The organism is Planctomyces sp. SH-PL14 (assembly GCF_001610835.1).
In the GTDB taxonomy this organism is placed as follows: Bacteria; Planctomycetota; Planctomycetia; order Planctomycetales; family Planctomycetaceae; genus Planctomyces_A.
The window spans coordinates 3,323,285-3,339,201 of record NZ_CP011270.1; the positions used below are offsets into that span (position 1 = coordinate 3,323,285).

General features: G+C 66.4%; 15 protein-coding genes and 2 tRNA genes. 12 read left to right on the forward strand and 5 right to left on the reverse strand.

What is annotated here, in order from left to right:
- The first annotated feature begins 20 nt into the window (after positions 1-20).
- The 6 genes from tuf (at position 21) to VT03_RS34645 (ending at position 3,944) form a co-directional block, all read left to right on the forward strand.
- Entirely contained in the window at positions 21-1,196 is a 1,176-nt protein-coding gene (tuf, locus tag VT03_RS12885) for an elongation factor Tu (RefSeq protein WP_075093346.1), read from the forward strand.
- A 97-nt stretch (positions 1,197-1,293) separates the two neighbouring features.
- Positions 1,294-1,365 (forward strand) — tRNA-Arg (locus tag VT03_RS12890).
- A gap of 222 nt (positions 1,366-1,587) precedes the next feature.
- A complete protein-coding gene (locus VT03_RS12895) occupies positions 1,588-2,388 on the forward strand; it encodes a hypothetical protein (RefSeq protein WP_075093347.1) in 801 nt (266 codons plus the stop codon).
- Between the two features lie 110 nt (positions 2,389-2,498).
- Positions 2,499-2,571: transfer RNA gene (locus VT03_RS12900), tRNA-His, on the forward strand.
- Between the two features lie 34 nt (positions 2,572-2,605).
- Positions 2,606-3,199 carry an HNH endonuclease gene (locus tag VT03_RS12905; protein WP_075093348.1) on the forward strand — a complete coding sequence of 198 codons (594 nt, stop codon included), beginning with the start codon at positions 2,606-2,608 and terminating at the stop codon, positions 3,197-3,199.
- Between the two features lie 628 nt (positions 3,200-3,827).
- Entirely contained in the window at positions 3,828-3,944 is a 117-nt protein-coding gene (locus VT03_RS34645) for an SEC-C metal-binding domain-containing protein (RefSeq protein WP_231870652.1), read from the forward strand.
- 87 nt (positions 3,945-4,031) lie between these two features.
- Here VT03_RS34645 and VT03_RS12915 read toward each other — a convergent pair whose 3' ends face one another.
- Together VT03_RS12915 and VT03_RS12920 are read right to left on the reverse strand one after the other, a co-directional pair.
- A complete protein-coding gene (locus tag VT03_RS12915; RefSeq protein WP_075093349.1) occupies positions 4,032-4,706 on the reverse strand; it encodes a hypothetical protein in 675 nt (224 codons plus the stop codon).
- Positions 4,707-4,741: 35 nt separating this feature from the next.
- A complete protein-coding gene (locus VT03_RS12920; protein WP_075093350.1) occupies positions 4,742-5,143 on the reverse strand; it encodes a VOC family protein in 402 nt (133 codons plus the stop codon).
- Between the two features lie 69 nt (positions 5,144-5,212).
- Here VT03_RS12920 and VT03_RS12925 point away from each other — a divergent pair, with 69 nt between their 5' ends.
- The 5 genes from VT03_RS12925 to VT03_RS12945 all read left to right on the forward strand — a co-directional run bounded on the left by VT03_RS12925 (position 5,213) and on the right by VT03_RS12945 (position 12,703).
- Positions 5,213-5,902, forward strand: coding sequence for an SDR family oxidoreductase (locus VT03_RS12925; protein WP_075093351.1), 690 nt, complete (start codon positions 5,213-5,215; stop codon positions 5,900-5,902).
- Positions 5,903-6,330: 428 nt separating this feature from the next.
- Positions 6,331-6,765 carry a hypothetical protein gene (locus VT03_RS12930; protein ID WP_075093352.1) on the forward strand — a complete coding sequence of 145 codons (435 nt, stop codon included), beginning with the start codon at positions 6,331-6,333 and terminating at the stop codon, positions 6,763-6,765.
- A gap of 55 nt (positions 6,766-6,820) precedes the next feature.
- Entirely contained in the window at positions 6,821-10,333 is a 3,513-nt protein-coding gene (locus VT03_RS12935) for a HEAT repeat domain-containing protein (protein WP_075093353.1), read from the forward strand.
- Between the two features lie 477 nt (positions 10,334-10,810).
- Positions 10,811-11,671: an NAD(+)/NADH kinase gene (locus VT03_RS12940; protein ID WP_075093354.1), complete on the forward strand. Its 861-nt coding sequence runs from the start codon at positions 10,811-10,813 to the stop codon at positions 11,669-11,671.
- Between the two features lie 48 nt (positions 11,672-11,719).
- A complete protein-coding gene (locus VT03_RS12945) occupies positions 11,720-12,703 on the forward strand; it encodes a sugar phosphate isomerase/epimerase family protein (RefSeq protein WP_082846172.1) in 984 nt (327 codons plus the stop codon).
- 117 nt (positions 12,704-12,820) lie between these two features.
- Here the strand turns inward: VT03_RS12945 and VT03_RS12950 are convergent, their stop codons facing one another.
- The 3 genes from VT03_RS12950 to VT03_RS12960 all read right to left on the reverse strand — a co-directional run bounded on the left by VT03_RS12950 (position 12,821) and on the right by VT03_RS12960 (position 15,360).
- Positions 12,821-13,810 carry an AAA family ATPase gene (locus VT03_RS12950; RefSeq protein ID WP_075093356.1) on the reverse strand — a complete coding sequence of 330 codons (990 nt, stop codon included), beginning with the start codon at positions 13,808-13,810 and terminating at the stop codon, positions 12,821-12,823.
- 424 nt (positions 13,811-14,234) lie between these two features.
- Positions 14,235-14,732, reverse strand: a complete 498-nt coding sequence (locus tag VT03_RS12955) for a GNAT family N-acetyltransferase (RefSeq protein ID WP_075093357.1) — start codon at positions 14,730-14,732, stop codon at positions 14,235-14,237.
- A 22-nt stretch (positions 14,733-14,754) separates the two neighbouring features.
- The gene (locus VT03_RS12960; RefSeq protein WP_075093358.1) at positions 14,755-15,360 is read right to left on the reverse strand and encodes a hypothetical protein; all 606 of its coding nucleotides are present in this window, start codon (positions 15,358-15,360) and stop codon (positions 14,755-14,757) included.
- A 204-nt stretch (positions 15,361-15,564) separates the two neighbouring features.
- Here VT03_RS12960 and VT03_RS12965 point away from each other — a divergent pair, with 204 nt between their 5' ends.
- Positions 15,565-15,792, forward strand: coding sequence for a hypothetical protein (locus tag VT03_RS12965; RefSeq protein ID WP_156514462.1), 228 nt, complete (start codon positions 15,565-15,567; stop codon positions 15,790-15,792).
- Positions 15,793-15,917: the final 125 nt, after the last annotated feature.

The window sequence follows — 15,917 nt, forward strand, 5'->3', positions numbered from 1 at the left end:
TCGGGAGGTGGGAGTTCGTCATGAGGAACAAGCTGCACTTCAACGTCGGAACGATCGGTCACATCGATCACGGCAAAACCACGCTGACCACCGCGATCCTGGCGGTCCAGGCGACACAGGGGCTCGCGCGAGCCCGGTCGTACGCCGACGTCGCCCGGGGAGGAACGGTCCGCGACCCCACGAAGGTCGTCACGATTACATCGAGCCACGTCGAGTACGAGACGGAAGCCCGGCACTATGCCCACATCGACTGCCCGGGGCACGCGGACTACATCAAGAACATGATCACGGGCGCCGCCCAGATGGACGGCGGGATCCTCCTGATCTCCGCTGCCGACGGGCCAATGCCGCAAACGCGGGAGCACATCCTCCTCGCGCGGCAGATCGGCGTCCCGCACCTCGTGGTGTTCGTCAACAAGGTCGACCTTGTCGACGACCCCGAGCTGATCGATCTCGTCGAGATGGAGACGCGCGACCTCCTCACGCGGCACGGCTACGACGGCGACGCCACCCCGTTCGTGCGGGGGAGCGCGATCGCTGCGGCGCAAGCGCCGGGCGATCCGCAGGCCACCCGGTGCATCGCCGCGTTGCTGGCGGAGCTGGACCGGTTTCCCGCGCCGGAGCGGCTCGTCGACCGGCCGTTCCTGATGCCCGTGGAAGGGGTCTTCACGATCTCCGGCCGCGGCACGGTCGTGACCGGCAAGATCGAGCAGGGGACGATCCATCCCGGCGACAAGGTCGAGATCCTCGGCTCCGGCGATCCGATCGACACCGTCGTGACGAGCGTCGAAGCCTTCAACCGGGTCCAGGAGCAGGGGACAGCGGGTGAGAACGTCGGCCTCCTGCTCCGCGGCGTGAAGAACACGGACGTGGCACGCGGCGATGTCCTCGCCGCGCCGCGGTCGGTCGAGCCCCGCACGCGGTTCCGCGGAGCGGTCTATCTCCTGAGTCCCGAAGAAGGAGGACGGCGGACGCCGTTCTTCAGCGGTTACACGCCGCAGTTCTTCTTCCGGACGACAGACGCGACCGGCCGCGCGGAACTCGACGCGGAGGTCGCGATGGCGATGCCGGGAGACAACGTCTCGCTCGTCGTCGACCTGCGCAGAGCGGTCGCGATCGAGACCGGGACGCACTTCGCGATCCGCGAAGGGGGCCGCACCGTCGGCTCCGGCGTCGTAACCGAGATCTTGGCGTGACCTGAGGGAGCCCCGCCGGTCGCCTCGTCGGCCGGCGGTGTTCCTGTTCTCGCACTCGCTTATCGGTCCGCCGTCCCGCGTTGGGGCGGCGGACTCTGCCTTGATGGTGAAATGGACATCATGTCCCGCTTCGAACGGGGCGTTCCAGGTTCGAGTCCTGGTCGAGGCACTCAATGCCGTCAGGAGGGATCCTCCGGCGGCGAACCTCCCCGGGGGACGCGTGTCCCTCGGGAGACTGCGGGTCATCGTTCTTGCTTTCCCGGAAAGGGGGCCACCATGACATCGATATCCAATCGTCCACAGAGGTTGTCCGCGCGGATGGTCCGCGACGGCACTGTTTCCTGACGTGATTCCCTGCGGAACTCACGTCGACTCTTTGGAGTTCACTCCAATGGACGTGACTGTTCTTCAGCGGCAGTTCGCCCGCATCGGGGCTCGCGCCCGGGTGCGGACGGTGGATGGCCGCTGGGCCGTCGAGGCGGTGGCGATCGATATCGCCCGCGACCGCGATGGCGAACTGTTTGATGTGCAGGTCCCTCCCCGCCGGTCGGCGGAGCTCAGCGTGCTCCACCTGGAACCGGCCCGGCGGCACCTGCTGTTGATGTCGCGCGATGGCGGCTCGGAGCCGCACAAGTTCCTGTGCGGCCACGACGAGCGGCACTGGTTCGTGGCGGCGGTCCCGGAGAACCGGAGCGCCTCGACGGTGGCGACGGCGATGGAGGCTCTTAAACCGGCCGAGATCGTCGCCCTCCAGTCGCGGCTGCAGGTCCGGCCCAAGGACCGCAATCGGCGGAAGAACGAAGCCTTCCTCCGACAGGGGGAATGGTTCTTCGTCCGCGAACCGGGACTGATCGTCGATGAGCGACTCGTCCTGACGCGCGAACCGATGCGTCGCGGAGGTGGAAAGCCGCATACGGTCGACTTCCTCTACCGCTCCGGCGGGGAGGTGGTCTACGTCTGCCGGCACCGCCCCAACGGTCTGACCCAGGCCCAGCACAACACTCTTCTCTCCCGCAAGCCGGAAGCGAAGAGCTGGGGCTGGTCGGTCCTGCGGCGGAACCCGTCGGTGTACGTGAAGGGGCGTGTTCGCCATGCGGACCACGCCACCATCGTGCTGGACGACTGGCACCGCGTGCTGATGAACACCGAGACGCAGGCAGCCGCGATGCGGCATGTCGCGTTTCTGGACTGATCGCACTCGGTCTGGCGGGCGGGCCGGGGAGGAGTCTCTGAAGTCGGGGCCGCGAGCACGGCCGACCCGCTCCCTGGGCTCCTCTCCCGACCCCGCTCCGCTCCGACATGGTGTTCGTGGTGTAGAGGTTCTGCACGCCGGCCTGTGACGCCGGAGGAATCGGTTCAATTCCGTTCGAACACCCTCGACAACACTTTCCAGGAAGTGAGGAAGAATCATGGAAGCGACTCTGACACGACCGACGCTCGTCCTGAACCGCGTGTGGCAGCCCGTCGGCGTCGCCTCCGTTGCGCGGGCGCTGACGCTGGTCGCCGGCGAGCGGGCCCGGATCGTCGATCCGCTGGACTACCGGCTCCACAGCTGGTCGGACTGGACGGCGCTGATCCCGGGCCACGAGGAGCCGTTCCTCCAGACGGTCTCGCGGCGGCTGCGCGTTCCGGAAGTGATCGCGCTGACGGAGTATGACCGCGTTCCGACGAACGTCGTCACCTTCAGCCGGCGGAACCTTTTCAAGCGGGACCGCTACACTTGCCAGTATTGCGGCCTTCAGCCGGGGAGCGAGGAGCTGACGATCGACCACGTCGTTCCCCGTTCGCGGGGGGGCCTGGGCACGTGGGAGAACTGTGTGCTGGCCTGCATCGACTGCAACGCGAAGAAGGCGGACCGGACTCCGGTGGAGGCCCACATGCCGCTGCGGAAGCGGCCGGTCCGACCGAAGTGGAACCCGCTCTACGCGCGGCACGATGTCCGGATCGAGAGCTGGTCGAAGTTCCTCAGCGAGGCGTACTGGACGGTGGAGCTCGACGAGTAGCACCCGGTCTGTCGACCGACGGACCGGGTGCGTTCTCTGGATATTGGTCGGACGGCGGATGATCAATACCGGGGTCCAGGGGCTCGCCCCTGGTGGGGAGTGCAGAGGGGCAACGCCCCTTTGCCCGCCGGAGGCCTGGCCGTCGAGAGATGTCTGAAGGAGTGAGTGTCCAAGCGCGGACATCGTGTCGTATGCCCCCAAATCAACCCGCGGGGAGTGCAGAGCGAGCGTGGAGTTCTCAACGCCGGTGCCACAAAGGGGACGTCCGTTGTGTACCACGGTTCCTCACAGGAGGCCTCCGGCGGCAAGGGGTTGCCCCCTTGACCCCGGCTGCCGTGGCACGTTGGGTTTGAGCTAGGGGAGTCGTGCCGGCCAGAACGCAAGTTCGAAACCGCTCGATTCGACGCCCCATCTTGACCGATCACCGTTCCGCGAATGCACCCCTGGGCGGTTCGCCGTGAACCAGTCCTCGACGCCCGGTGTCGAGTCGCCGTCGTCGAACTCAAACCCATTCACTCTTTGCCCCGGAGGTGTGCCATGCGGTCATTCCACGAAGATCTCCCTTGCTTTCGAAACGACGAGTAAGCGCCGCCGGGGCTACCCCTCGGAAACGCAGGTAAAGCGGGGCGTGCGGATCGTCCACGGCGACAAGCTCCTCGAAGAGAAGCTCGGCCGGGACGATCTCTGCCCCTGCGGATCCGGTCTACGGTTCCGGCGGTGCTGTCTCGCGAAAGGCCGCTTTTGACGGCAGCAACCGGCACCACTTTTTTCCGCGAGGCATAAACCGCGGGGCCTTCCACGGAAGCTCCGCGGGCCTTCGCAAATCATGAGTTCAAGATGTCGTGGGAGAGGTCTCGCGGAGAGGGCGAACCAGGAGAGACTGGTTCCGCTCGCCGCAGACCTCGACCTGCGCGCCGACCGGAATCAGCGTCCCATCCAGCGAGATCGCCGCGAACCGGGCGCCTCGGACTTCAACAGTCCCCGCCGGCCGCAGGACCGACACGGCCGTGGCGACCTGCGGACCTTCTGAACCCGCCGCGGAGAGGGCTTCGGCGGGATTCGTCGTTTCTTGTGCCGGGCGGGACGGTGCCCCTTTGATGCGTGCCACCGAGGAGGAAGACCCCGGCGGCAGCAGGACGATCTCGTCGTAGTCGGGAAAGCCGAGCAGGTACTGTTTCAGCACATACGGCGGAGTGACGATCAGCACCACGAGAGCAACGCCCACGACGTTGTGGTGCGGCCCCTCATACGCTTTCAGCGAGGTCAGCAGGACAATCGGCATCGCGATCAGGAGACCCAATGCGATCCGTGGACCGGTGACTCCCAGCCCCCATCCCAATCCCAGGAACGCCACGACACACAAGACCGCTGTGCGGACAGCGACCATTCGAGACCGAGCCGCCGTCCGCGGAATACCGGTCTGCTTCGACTTGTGAACGTAGAGCAGCAGGAACGCGGTGACGACCAGCCACGTCGCCACACCGAGGATCGCGTCTCTCCCGCTCATTAGGTTCCCATCGGGAAGGTTCTGCCGTCCTCTCTTCAGCGGACCGCCGTCTGAAAGCAGAGCACGTAGCCGTCGGGATCGTCAACGGTCAGTTGCCGCATTCCATAGTCCCGCGTCACCGGCCCTTCGGCCACGATTCCGTGAATCCGGAAGTGTTCTGAAGCGGCCTCAAGGTCCGGGCAGTCCAGGTAGAGAGCCGTGTCGCGGTGGGCATTCCGGCGGGCAAGGTTCGGGGCCGGAGGGCGTTCGTCGCGTTCGTATTGCGTGTTGAGCATCAGCTCCGCGCGGCTCTGGCGGAGCAGGCACCAGTCACAGTCGTCTCCCGGTCGGTCCGAGGCGACGACCGTGAACCCCAGGACATCGCGATAGAACCGGAGAGACGCAGGCATGTCGAAGACCTGCAGCAGTGGACAGAGGGAGTTGAACGCAATCGGCATCGGTTCCTCTTCTTCGCCCCAGGAGAGAAGGCATGGTATCGTCCGCCGCAGAGACCTGAGGAGACCGAGATGGCTGGCGGCAAGACAGTGGTGGTGACGGGGGCAACGCGGGGGCTGGGACGAGCGATGGTGGCCCGGTTTACCGAAGCCGAATGGACGGTCGCCGGCTGCGGACGGGATGCCGCCGCGATCGACGAGCTTCGCCGCCAGTATCCCGGTCCGCATCGGTTCGAGGTTGTCGATGTCACCAATGATGCCTCCGTCGGTGCGTGGGCTGCGGCACTCGCGGAACAGGGGATCGTTCCCGATCTCCTGCTGAACAACGCGGCCGTGATGAACCAGACCGCGCCGTTGTGGGAGGTCCCGCCGGAGGAGTTCCAGCGGCTGCTCGACATCAACATCGGCGGCGTGTTTCACGTGGTCCGGCACTTCGTTCCGCGGATGATCGCGGCGGGACGGGGGGTGATCGTCAATTTTTCGTCGGGCTGGGGACGGTCGACGTCGCCGGAAGTCGCTCCGTACTGCGCGACGAAGTATGCCATCGAGGGGCTGACGTCGGCGCTGGCCTCGGAACTTCCGAAGGGGCTGGCAGCGGTCGCCTTGAATCCGGGGATCATCGATACCGACATGCTGCGGCTCTGCTGGAGCGACGGTGCGAGTGCTTATCCGGGGCCGGAGGAGTGGAGCCAGGCGGCTGTTCCGTTCCTGATGGGGTTGGGACCGCGAAGTAACGGCCGGTCGCTGGACGCCCCCGGCTAGCCTCGAACCACGTCCCTTGCCGGCGCAGCGTCCATAGCTCAAACCCAACGTGCCACGGCAGCCCGGGGTCAAGGGGGCCACGCCCCCTTGCCGCCGGAGGCACGTCCATGAGGAACCGTGGTAAGCAACGGACGACCGCTTTGTGGCACCCGCGTTGAGGATTCACCGCTCGCTTTGCAATCCCCGCAGGTTGGTGAAGGGGCATACGGCACGTCGTCCGCGTCTGGATACTCACTCCTTCAGACATCGTTCGACGGCCAGGCCTCCGGCGGGCATGGGGGATTCTCCCCCCTGCACCCCCTGACCAGGAGACCCTGGACCCGGTATAGGGAGGTCTCGAAACGGGCTTGTTCTGTGAGCAACGGCAGATGAGACTAGAGACTCACTGCTGGTCCCCGTCTCCTTCACGCTTCGAGGAGTGTCACGCCATGCCGGTTTCTCAAGAAGTTCTGGCCAGAATCCTGCCCGGTCAAACCACCGAACTCGGATGGATCCTCAACTCCGTCGGCAATGTTTCCACCTTCGCGGCCCTGGCCGTCGGCGTCGGCCTCTTTGCCGGAGCCTGCGTCCTCGTCAACCGCCGCAAGGCACCGGCCGTTCTCGCGTCCTACCTCACCCTCCTCCCCCTTCCCGCCCTCATCAGCCTCTGCGGAACCATGAAGGGGATGATCGCCTCCTTCACCGTCATCGCCGCCTCGGAAACCGTCCAGCCCACGATGGCCGACTTCGCCGGCGGCCTGGCGGCTTCGCTCCTGAGCCTGCTGCTCGCAATCCTGATCTCGTTCCCGACCTACCTGCTCCTCACGATCAATCTCCTCGTCCGGACCGCCCGCAGCGAACCGCAGCCACCCGCTGGCGCGTAAGCCCCCCATCTCTGCTGATTGATCACCAACTGCTGAACTTCTTTCCGAGACGCTCATGCTTCGTCGGCTGCTGCTGTGTGCTTTCCCATTCCTGGCCTCCGCGGCGCTCGCCGCGCCGCTCGTCGTCGAGACCGACGCCCTCCCGCCCGAAGAGCAGCGGGCGAAGTTCCATCTCCCCGCCGGTTTCACGATCCAGCTCGTCGTCAGCGATCCGGACATCGGCCAGCCGATGAACCTGAACTTCGACGCCGCGGGCCGGCTGTGGGTCACGTCCTCGGTCGAATACCCGTATCCCGTCGAAGGGGACGGAGTCCAACCGCGGGACGGCAACTTTCAGGGCATGGGAAAACCTCCCGCGCGGGACCGGCTGACGGTCGTCGAAGGGATCGGCCCGGACGGCAAGCCGGCCAAAGTGACCACGTTCGCCAGCGGTCTCAACATCCCCATCGGGCAGGTCCCCCTCAGCACCAGCAAGGCCGCCGTCTTCAGCATCCCGGACATCTACCTGTGCGAGGACACCGACGGGGACGGGAAGAGCGACCGCCAGTCGGTGCTCTACGGCCGGTTCGGTAACCTCGACACCCACGGGATGGCAAGCTCTTTCACGTGGTGGATCGACGGCTGGGTCTACGCCTGCCACGGCTTCCGCAACACGTCGACGGTCAAAGGGCGGGACGGGCATGAGTTCACGATGAACTCGGGGAACACCTTCCGCTTCAGCCCGGACGGCAACCGGATCGAGCAGTGGACCTGGGGACAGGTGAACCCCTTCGGCATGGCGTTCGACCACCGCGGCAACCTCTACAACGCCGACTGCCACTCCAAGCCGATCACAATGCTCCTCAGGGGGGCGTACTACGAGAGCTTCGGCAAGCCGCACGACGGCCTGGGCTTCGGCCCGAACATGATCGACCACAACCACGGCTCCACCGGGATCTGCGGCGTGGCGTTCTACCAGGCGGACCACTTTCCGGCGGACTACCAGGAGAATGTCTTCATCTGCAACCCGGTCAACGGCCAAGTCCATCGCGACAAGCTGATCTGGACCGGCGCGACCCCGCGGATCGACACCCAGCCGGAGTTCCTGACCTGCGACGACGGCTGGTTCCGTCCGGTCGACGTCAAGCTGGGGCCGGACGGGGCGCTCTACATCGCCGACTTCCACAACGCCGTCATCGGCCACTACGAGGTCCCGCTCGCGCATCCGCGGCGGGACCGGACGACAGGCCGGATCTGGCGCGTCGTCTACACCGGCGAAGGGGCGACGCCGCCCAAGAGCGTCGATCTCACAAAGCAGTCCGCCGACGAACTCCTCGACACGCTGGGAGACCGCAACCTCACGACCCGCGTCCTGGCGACGCATGAGCTGCTGGCCCGGTCGGTGGCGGGGACGTCGCCCGCCGCTCGCCCCGCGGCGGGCTTCTTCCAGGGGGAAGGCTCGGAGTTCCGCCGGGCTCACATGACTTGGCTCATGCAGCACCTCGGCACCCTGACTCCCAGCCGCGTCGAATGGAAGGACTGCGACCCGTCGCCGCTCGTCCGCGTTCACTACGTCAAAGCCCTCGGTAGCCCGAATCACTGGGACGATCTCCGGCGGGAATCGATCGTCCGCTTTGCCGAGGATCCCGATCCGTTCGTCCGGATGGCGGTCGCCGAAGCGATCGGCCTCCACCCGCATGAGTCGACGGTCGCGACCCTCGCGGACCTCCTGGCGCAGACCCCTGCCGACGATACGCATCTCGTCCACGCGATCCGGATGGCGCTGCGGAACCATCTCGACCAGGACGCCATCGTACGCAGTGACGCGGTCCGGGCCATCACGCAGGCCCACCCGCAGGCGATCTTCGACATCCTGCTGGCGACGACGACACCCGCCTCCGCCGAACTCCTCGTCGATCTCGTCAAGACGCAGTGGGATTCGCCGCGGCGGACCGAGGCGCTCCAGCGGATCGCCCGTTTCGGCAACGAGGCCGGAGTCCGGGCCCTGATTGCCGACCTGCAGCAGAAGCCGCTGGACCTGCCGTCGCTGCAGTCCGCCTTCACCGCCCTGCAGACGGGACTGGAGCAGCGCGGCAAGGGGTCGCTGGCATGGCTCAAGCCGTGGGCTCTTGAGGTCGCCCGGAAGCTTCTCAGCCAGCCCGTGGAAGACCGCCCGGCCTGGACCGCGGAGTCGATCGATGGCAGTCCGCTCCCGGACAACCCGTTCGTCACGCAGATCCGTCCGTCGGCCGATGGCCGCGCGGACGGGGCCTTTTTCTGCACGCTCCCCAGAGGAGAACAGCGGACCGGTCTCCTGCGGTCGTCCTCCTTCCCCTGCCCCAAGACGTTCTCCTTCTGGATGGCGGGGCACAACGGGCTCCCCTCCACACCGGAGGACCCGCAGAACATCCTGCTGCTCCGGGACGGAGCAAGCGGGGCGATCCTGCGTCAGCAGCCTCCGCCGCGGAACGACCTGGCTCAGCAGACGACCTGGGATCTCTCCGAGATCGCCGGGCAGCCGGTTTACCTGGAGATCCTCGACCGCGATACGCGGGGGGCTTACGCCTGGCTGGCGGTCGGACGGTTTTCGCTGGAGGGGCTCAACCCGCGGGATGCCGTCTCGCCGATCGAGCTCGCGACCCGTCTCGCCTCGGCTCTGCGGCTGGAGGAACTGCAATCGCCGCTCCTGGCGCTCGCGGTCAATCGGGAGGCGACACTCGCGCACCGCGCCCGGGCAGCCGAGGCGGTCCTTTCTCTCGCGCCGGCTCCGGACACGCGGCTCGCGACGCTGATGGCTCTCGCCCGCGATCCGGCGATGGCCGCGGCGCTGCGTGAGCAGTGCTTCGCCTGTCTCCAGTCGCAGACCGATGCCGGGACTGCGGAGCTCCTGGGAGCGATCCTCAAGACCGCGCCGTTTGCCCAGCAGCGGGGGGCGGCGGAGCAGCTTGCGTCCGACCGCCGCGGGGCGGAGGTCCTGCTCTCGCTGATCGAGCAGGGACGCCTCGCTCCGACGCTGCTGCGGCATCCGCCGCTCGTTGAGAAGCTCAAGCGAGTTGGCCTGGACGGGATCGAGGGCCGGCTGACGAGTTTGACGCGGGATCTGCCCCCTGAGAACGAGGCGATTGCCAAGCTCATTGCAGAGCGTCGCCAGCAGTACGGTGCCGCGGCTCGCGATGCTCAGGTTGGGAAGGCGGTCTTTGCCAAGCACTGTGCGGCGTGCCACCAGATTGGCGATGTCGGGAATCGCGTCGGTCCGCAGCTCGACGGTGTCGGCATCCGTGGACTCGACCGCCTGCTGGAAGACGTTCTTGACCCCAACCGCAACGTCGATGCTGCGTTCCGGGCTTCGACGCTGGTCCTCACGGATGGCCGCGTTCTCACCGGCCTCAAGCGCCGCGAAGAGGGTGACCTGCTGGTCTTTGCGGACGGCAAGGGGCAGGAGTTCAAGGTCGCGCGGGGGGACATTGAGGAGCAGGCCGCTTCGCCGCTTTCGCTGATGCCGGCCAACGTTGCGGAGCTGGTCTCGCCCGAGGAGTTCCAGAACCTGTTGGCGTTCCTGCTGACGCAGCGGACCGGTGAAGGGCGATAGGGCGAGCGAGGAGTGCGGCTGATCCCGGTATCTCGGTGCACGTTCTTGCCGGCACGACTTGATAGCTCAGACCCATCGTGCGACGGCAGCCGGGGTCAAGGGGGCCTCGCCCCCTTGCCGCCGGAGGCACTTCCCTGAGGAACCGTGGGACACAACGGACGTCCGCTTTGTGGCACCAGCGTTGAGGACTCCCTCAACGTACACCGCTGGCTCTGCCATCCCCGCGGGTTGGTGAGGGGGCATACGACACGGTGTCCGCGTTTGGACACGGACTCCTTCAGACCTCTCCCGACGGCCAGGCCTCCGGCGGGCAAAGGGGCGTTGCCCCCTTGCATCCCCCACCAGGGGCGAGCCCCTGGACCCCGGCGAATTGTGCGATGGATCCTCCGTCCGCCACACCGCCCGGCCTGTCCGCGGTTCAACGCCCCGTTATCATGCCCTGACCCATCCCCTGAGTGCGGCCCCTTCGAGCGTGGAATGCCCAACCCCCTGCGGATCATCGTCCTGGCCCGCAACTCCGCACCCCACGTCCGAAACGCCTGGGAACAGATGTCCCCCGCACTGGCGGACCGGCCCAACCTCCAGATCGTCGCGGTCGCGACCGAAGACGACCCCCCACCCGATCTCCCCGAGGCGGACCTGGCAATGGTCATCGGCGGCGACGGGGCAATCCTCCGGGCCTGCCGGCACTTCCATGACAAGCAGATTCCCCTGCTTGGGATCAACCTGGGACGGCTCGGCTTCCTCGCCGACCTCTCGCCGGAAGAGCTGCTGCTGAACATCGAGCGGCTCGAGACCCGGCACTTCAAGATCACCCGCCACGTGATGCTCGACGTGGAACACCACCGCGCCGACGGCAAGATCTCCAGCTACCTGGCGCTCAACGAAGCCACGATCTCCTGCGCGGCGGCGCTCGCCATGATCGAAATCGAATTCTGGATCGCCGGCGAGCGGGCGACGACCTACAGCGCGGACGGCGTCATCATCAGTACGCCAGTCGGCTCCACGGCCCACAACCTCTCGGCGGGTGGGCCGATCCTGGAGCAGAACCTGAACGCCTTCGTAATCACACCGATCTGCCCGCACACACTGACGAACCGTCCGCTCGTCGTCAGCGCCGAACACGAATACATGCTCTCCGTCCCCCGCGCCCCCGAAGGGGTGATGCTGGTGATCGACGGCCAGATCAAGGAGCCGCTCTCCCGCGGCGACCGGATCGTCATCCGCCGCGCGGCGACGGAACTTCCACTCGTCCGCGTCCCCGGCCACAGCTACTACGCGACGCTGCGGCGGAAGCTCGGCTGGGGCGGTCAGCCGCAATATCAGCGGATGCAGTAACGAGCGGTGTATTGAGAGTCGACGGTTGAGAGTTGGAAGGAGAGGCCGATGCGTTCGTTGGAATCGGGTGAGATGCAGGATCGGAACATCGCTGTGGGCAATCCGCGTCTCTCCCGTCGTCAGACCCTGCTGGCTCTGGCCGCTCTCGCTGTCGGTCGCGGTGCGCAGGCGGCCGAGACCGGGACGATGACGCTCAGCATCGGCAACTACGGGATGAAGTCCCTCAGACTCGAGGAGGCGCTCGCCGCGATCGCCCGGATCGGGTACGACGGGACCGAAATCGCCACGATGCCCGAATGGGACTCGGCGCCGGCCAACATGCCCGCCGCGCGAAGGACCGAGGTCCGTAAGCGGCTCGCCGACAGCGGACTGAAGCTGACGGCCCTCATGGAGAACCTCCCGCCGAGCGCCGACGACAAACAGCACGCCGTCGCGATGGAGCGGCTGCGGAAGGTGGTCGAGATGAGTCACGACCTCGTCCCGGACTCGCCCCCGCTGATCCAGACCGTCCTCGGAGGCGGGAAGTGGGACGTCATCAAGACGACGCTGCGGGACCGGCTCACCGACTGGGTGAAGCTGGCGGACGAGACGCAGACGACCATCGCCATCAAGCCGCATCGCGGCGGCGGGATGTCGCAGCCGAGCGAGGCGATCTGGCTCTTTGAGCAGCTCGGCAAGCCCGCGCGACTGCGGATGGTGTACGACTACAGCCACTACGCCTACCGCGATCTCCCGATCGACGAGACGGTCAAGGAGTCGCTCCCCTGGACGGCTCACATGGCGGTCAAGGACGCGATCAAGACCGGCGATAAGATCACCTTCGACCTCCCGGGATCGTCCGACGCGATCGACTTCGCCAGGATCCTGCGGCTGTTCTTCGACGGCGGCTATCGCGGCGACGTCTGCTGCGAAGTGAGCGCCCAGCTCTCCGGCCGGCCGGACTACGATCCGATCGCCGCCGCGGAGAAGTCGTACAGGGCGATGGCGAAGGTCTTCGAGAAGGCCGGCATCCGCCGGCCGGCGCACAAGTAGACACGCGGAGGCATCAAGCCACGGCTTGCGAGGGCCGATCTTATCCGTGTGCATCTGTGTTCATCTGTGGCTGAACCTCAGCCCGACAAACACTCCTCCACGCAGCCGCTCCCTCGATCACTCGTCATCCTCTTCGTCTTCATCCTCGTCTTCATCCTGGTAATCCGGATGCAGCGGGTTCTTGGGGTCGAAGAAGAAGTCTCCCAGGCCCATCGGGAGCGCGTTGCCGCCGAGCGATTGCCGTTTGCGTTCCGCGAGCCGCTGGAGGTCGAGGGCCTCGTCGCCCAGGCAGGCCTGGAGGGACTCCTGCCACGCCACGTCCTTGCCGAGCGGGTGCTTGAGATCGGCGGCGATCCGCTTGAGGGCATACCGCAGGACGTTGATGCCGTCGCGGGTCGAGAAGTCGAGTTTGAGGGCGTGCGCCTGCTGCAGGAACTCGACGGTCAGGTTCAGCATCTCGCTGTCGGCAAACGGCAGGTGGTACTGCAGGATCGCCAGTTCGTCCTGGCGGGCGGGGTGGCCGAGGGCCAGGGAGGGCTGGAGGCGGCTCAGGATGTAGTCGGGGATCTCGTAGGTTGAGTCATCCTCGTTCATCGTGACGGCGCAGCGGAAGTTCTCGTGGGCCCGGATCGTGATGCCGGCGACGATCGATTCGACGTATCGGCGGTGGTCGAGGAGCGGGGCGAGGCTGGCCCACGACTTCTCGTTCATCCGGTTCCCTTCGTCGAGGATGCAGACGCCGCCGCGGACCATGGCGGTGACGAGGGGGGAGGCCTGGTACTGGATCTTGCCGCTGTCGGCGAGGACCGGCGTCACCAGCAGGTCTTCGGGCCGGGTGTCGGCCGTGCACTGGTAGATGTAGAGGTCCTGTTTGCGGATGCGGGCGGCGGCGATGCCGAGGGTGGTCTTGCCGATCCCGGGTGCGCCGACGAGGCGGGGGGTGAGGGGGAGGTCGCGGGCGTCGACGACGAGCCAGCAGGCGAGGAGTTGCTTGAGGACTTCGGCCTGTCCGATCCATTCGCCCGCGGTGGTGTCGGCGTGTCCGAGGTGGAGCCGAATGCCGTCGATGTCCACTACCCGCGCGGCGGGTTCGTTTGCCACACCCATGTTGTCTCTGACCTCTGTTGGTTGGCTCCGCGGGATATGCGGGCCGCCGTGCCCATCATACGCAGCCCATCGCGGTTCGTCTCCTCGCGGGGTCCAGGGGGTACCCCTGGTGGGGGATGCAAGGGGGTCACACCCCCTTGCCCGCCGGAGGCCTGGCTTGTCTCGATCTCTCTGAAAGAGCGAGTGTCCAAGCGCGGACATCGTGTCGTATGCCCCCTCACCAACCCGCGGGGACTCCAGAGCGAGCGGCGAGTCCTCAGCGCCGGTACCACAAAGGGGACATCCGTCGTGTACCTCGGTACCTCAACGAAAATGCCTCCGGCGGCAAGGGGCCTGTGTTGTTTTTTGGCCCCTTGACCCCAGCGGCCGTCGCACGTTGGGTTTGAGCGAGCAACGTCGTACCGGCAAGAGTCCTGCGCCGATCTCACATCAGCTTCTCAAAACAGACGAACTCCCCCTTCCGCATCCGGGCCACTCCCGTTCGCCGGTAACCAAGCGACTCGTAAAGGCGAAGCGACGCAGGGTTCGCCAGAAACGCATCAAGCCGCACCGAATGCGAACCCCGCTCCCGGGCAATCGCCTCCGCGCGGCTCATCAGCCGTCGGGCCAGCCCCTGTCCCTGCCGGTCTGGATGAACCATCAGCCGGTGCACCGCCGAGGCTCCCGCGTCAGGACGGGACCAGTCCATGTCGTTCCAGAGCGGATCGAGCGACGCGTCAACCGTGACGCAGCCGATCACCGCTTCGCCATCCCGCAGCAGGTGAACGGTCCCCGCCGCAACGTCGCGGGCGAACAGCGCCTCATCGGGATAAATGTCGTCCCACTGGTCGATCCCCTGCTCGCGCATTCGGACAATGCAGAGCCGGGTCAGATCGAGGAGAGCCGGAAGATCGTCGGGAACGGCGGGGGAGACTGTCAGCATGGCGCCGGCGGAGACACCGCGGTTACTCGTGCGGTTCGGTCGGACAGTCGACAAGGCCGACGTCGATGTACTGCCCCCCGCCCGAGTGATGGCAGTGGACCGCCAGGACGTTGCGGCCGACCTTCAGTGCGGACTCGCGGTCCTTCGGCACATCCAGGTGAACGTACGCCGTCGTAAACCGGCGAGTCTGCGCGATCTTGACCCCGTTGAGGTACACCTCGGCATCCTCATCATGGTGAATCCGGAGCCACAGATCCGTGATCTCAGCGGACGAGAGCGAAAACTCCCGACGGGCCCAGACGTCTTCGCTCCGCCACGTGCTGCGGACCTTCGAGCCCGGGGGATCGCCATACCCGATCCCCCCGAGGACGAGCTTCCAGCCGGAGGTGTCGAAGTCCGGCTTCTCCCAGCCGGCGGCGGGGGCCTCGGTCGTGATCCGCCACTCCTGCGGGATCTCGTCCGACGTCGTCACGAGGGTCCTGGCGTCCGGGGGGAGCTTTCGGACGACGGGCACCTCCGGCAGCGGATCGGTCGGCTCGGCAGCGGCCGCCGCAACGCCGACCGCGAGGGTCAGACCGACAGAGAGCCGACCGGAGAGAAAGTGGTGCATGTCGCGCTGGTGAGCCATGTTGTGCCATGGGGGCCGATCCGCCGCGGACGGCGGCCTTCCCCGATAGGCTGGCACCGGCCGTGGAGGAAAACAAGCGACTGTTCCGGCGCGATAGGCGCGGTGTCTATTTCTCCGGAGAGGGGGCCGTTTTTTCTCTTCACATTTCCTGAACATGATGCATAAGCTGCGGCTCACGTCACTTCACTTCATAGAGGGCCTCTTATGAAGTTTGTACCGCCGTTCGGCGAATTGTTGGTCGTGACCTGTCTGTTTTTTTCCGTCGTCGTGGCCGACGCGGTCCTGAACCTCATGGGTTCGATCGTCGCCTACGACTTCACCTGGGCGGAGGCCATCTCATTCATCCAACATCCTCCGGTTGAGTCGCTGTTCAACGAGGAAGAACTCCGCAAGCCGATCCTGCTGGCGGACACTCCTCTCCCGCTGCGATAGCGGGGCAGCCACCCCGAAGCCCGTCATCGCGGCCGTGCGATTCGCCCGTTTCCCATGGGACCCCGGTTCTTTTTCGGAGCCGGCAGGTCCGACGGAGAGGGTGTTGACCGCGGCAGCGACAACGT

Excerpts from the sequence above, each read along its gene's own strand:
- tuf (WP_075093346.1), top strand. The coding sequence starts at position 21 with ATGAGGAACAAGCTGCACTTCAACGTCGGAACGATCGGTCACATCGAT.
- VT03_RS12895 (WP_075093347.1), top strand. The coding sequence starts at position 1,588 with ATGGACGTGACTGTTCTTCAGCGGCAGTTCGCCCGCATCGGGGCTCGC.
- VT03_RS12905 (WP_075093348.1), top strand. The coding sequence starts at position 2,606 with ATGGAAGCGACTCTGACACGACCGACGCTCGTCCTGAACCGCGTGTGG.
- VT03_RS12915 (WP_075093349.1), bottom strand. The coding sequence starts at position 4,706 with ATGAGCGGGAGAGACGCGATCCTCGGTGTGGCGACGTGGCTGGTCGTC.
- VT03_RS12920 (WP_075093350.1), bottom strand. The coding sequence starts at position 5,143 with ATGCCGATTGCGTTCAACTCCCTCTGTCCACTGCTGCAGGTCTTCGAC.
- VT03_RS12925 (WP_075093351.1), top strand. The coding sequence starts at position 5,213 with ATGGCTGGCGGCAAGACAGTGGTGGTGACGGGGGCAACGCGGGGGCTG.
- VT03_RS12930 (WP_075093352.1), top strand. The coding sequence starts at position 6,331 with ATGCCGGTTTCTCAAGAAGTTCTGGCCAGAATCCTGCCCGGTCAAACC.
- VT03_RS12935 (WP_075093353.1), top strand. The coding sequence starts at position 6,821 with ATGCTTCGTCGGCTGCTGCTGTGTGCTTTCCCATTCCTGGCCTCCGCG.
- VT03_RS12940 (WP_075093354.1), top strand. The coding sequence starts at position 10,811 with ATGCCCAACCCCCTGCGGATCATCGTCCTGGCCCGCAACTCCGCACCC.
- VT03_RS12945 (WP_082846172.1), top strand. The coding sequence starts at position 11,720 with ATGCGTTCGTTGGAATCGGGTGAGATGCAGGATCGGAACATCGCTGTG.
- VT03_RS12950 (WP_075093356.1), bottom strand. The coding sequence starts at position 13,810 with ATGGGTGTGGCAAACGAACCCGCCGCGCGGGTAGTGGACATCGACGGC.
- VT03_RS12955 (WP_075093357.1), bottom strand. The coding sequence starts at position 14,732 with ATGCTGACAGTCTCCCCCGCCGTTCCCGACGATCTTCCGGCTCTCCTC.
- VT03_RS12960 (WP_075093358.1), bottom strand. The coding sequence starts at position 15,360 with ATGGCTCACCAGCGCGACATGCACCACTTTCTCTCCGGTCGGCTCTCT.
- VT03_RS12965 (WP_156514462.1), top strand. The coding sequence starts at position 15,565 with ATGAAGTTTGTACCGCCGTTCGGCGAATTGTTGGTCGTGACCTGTCTG.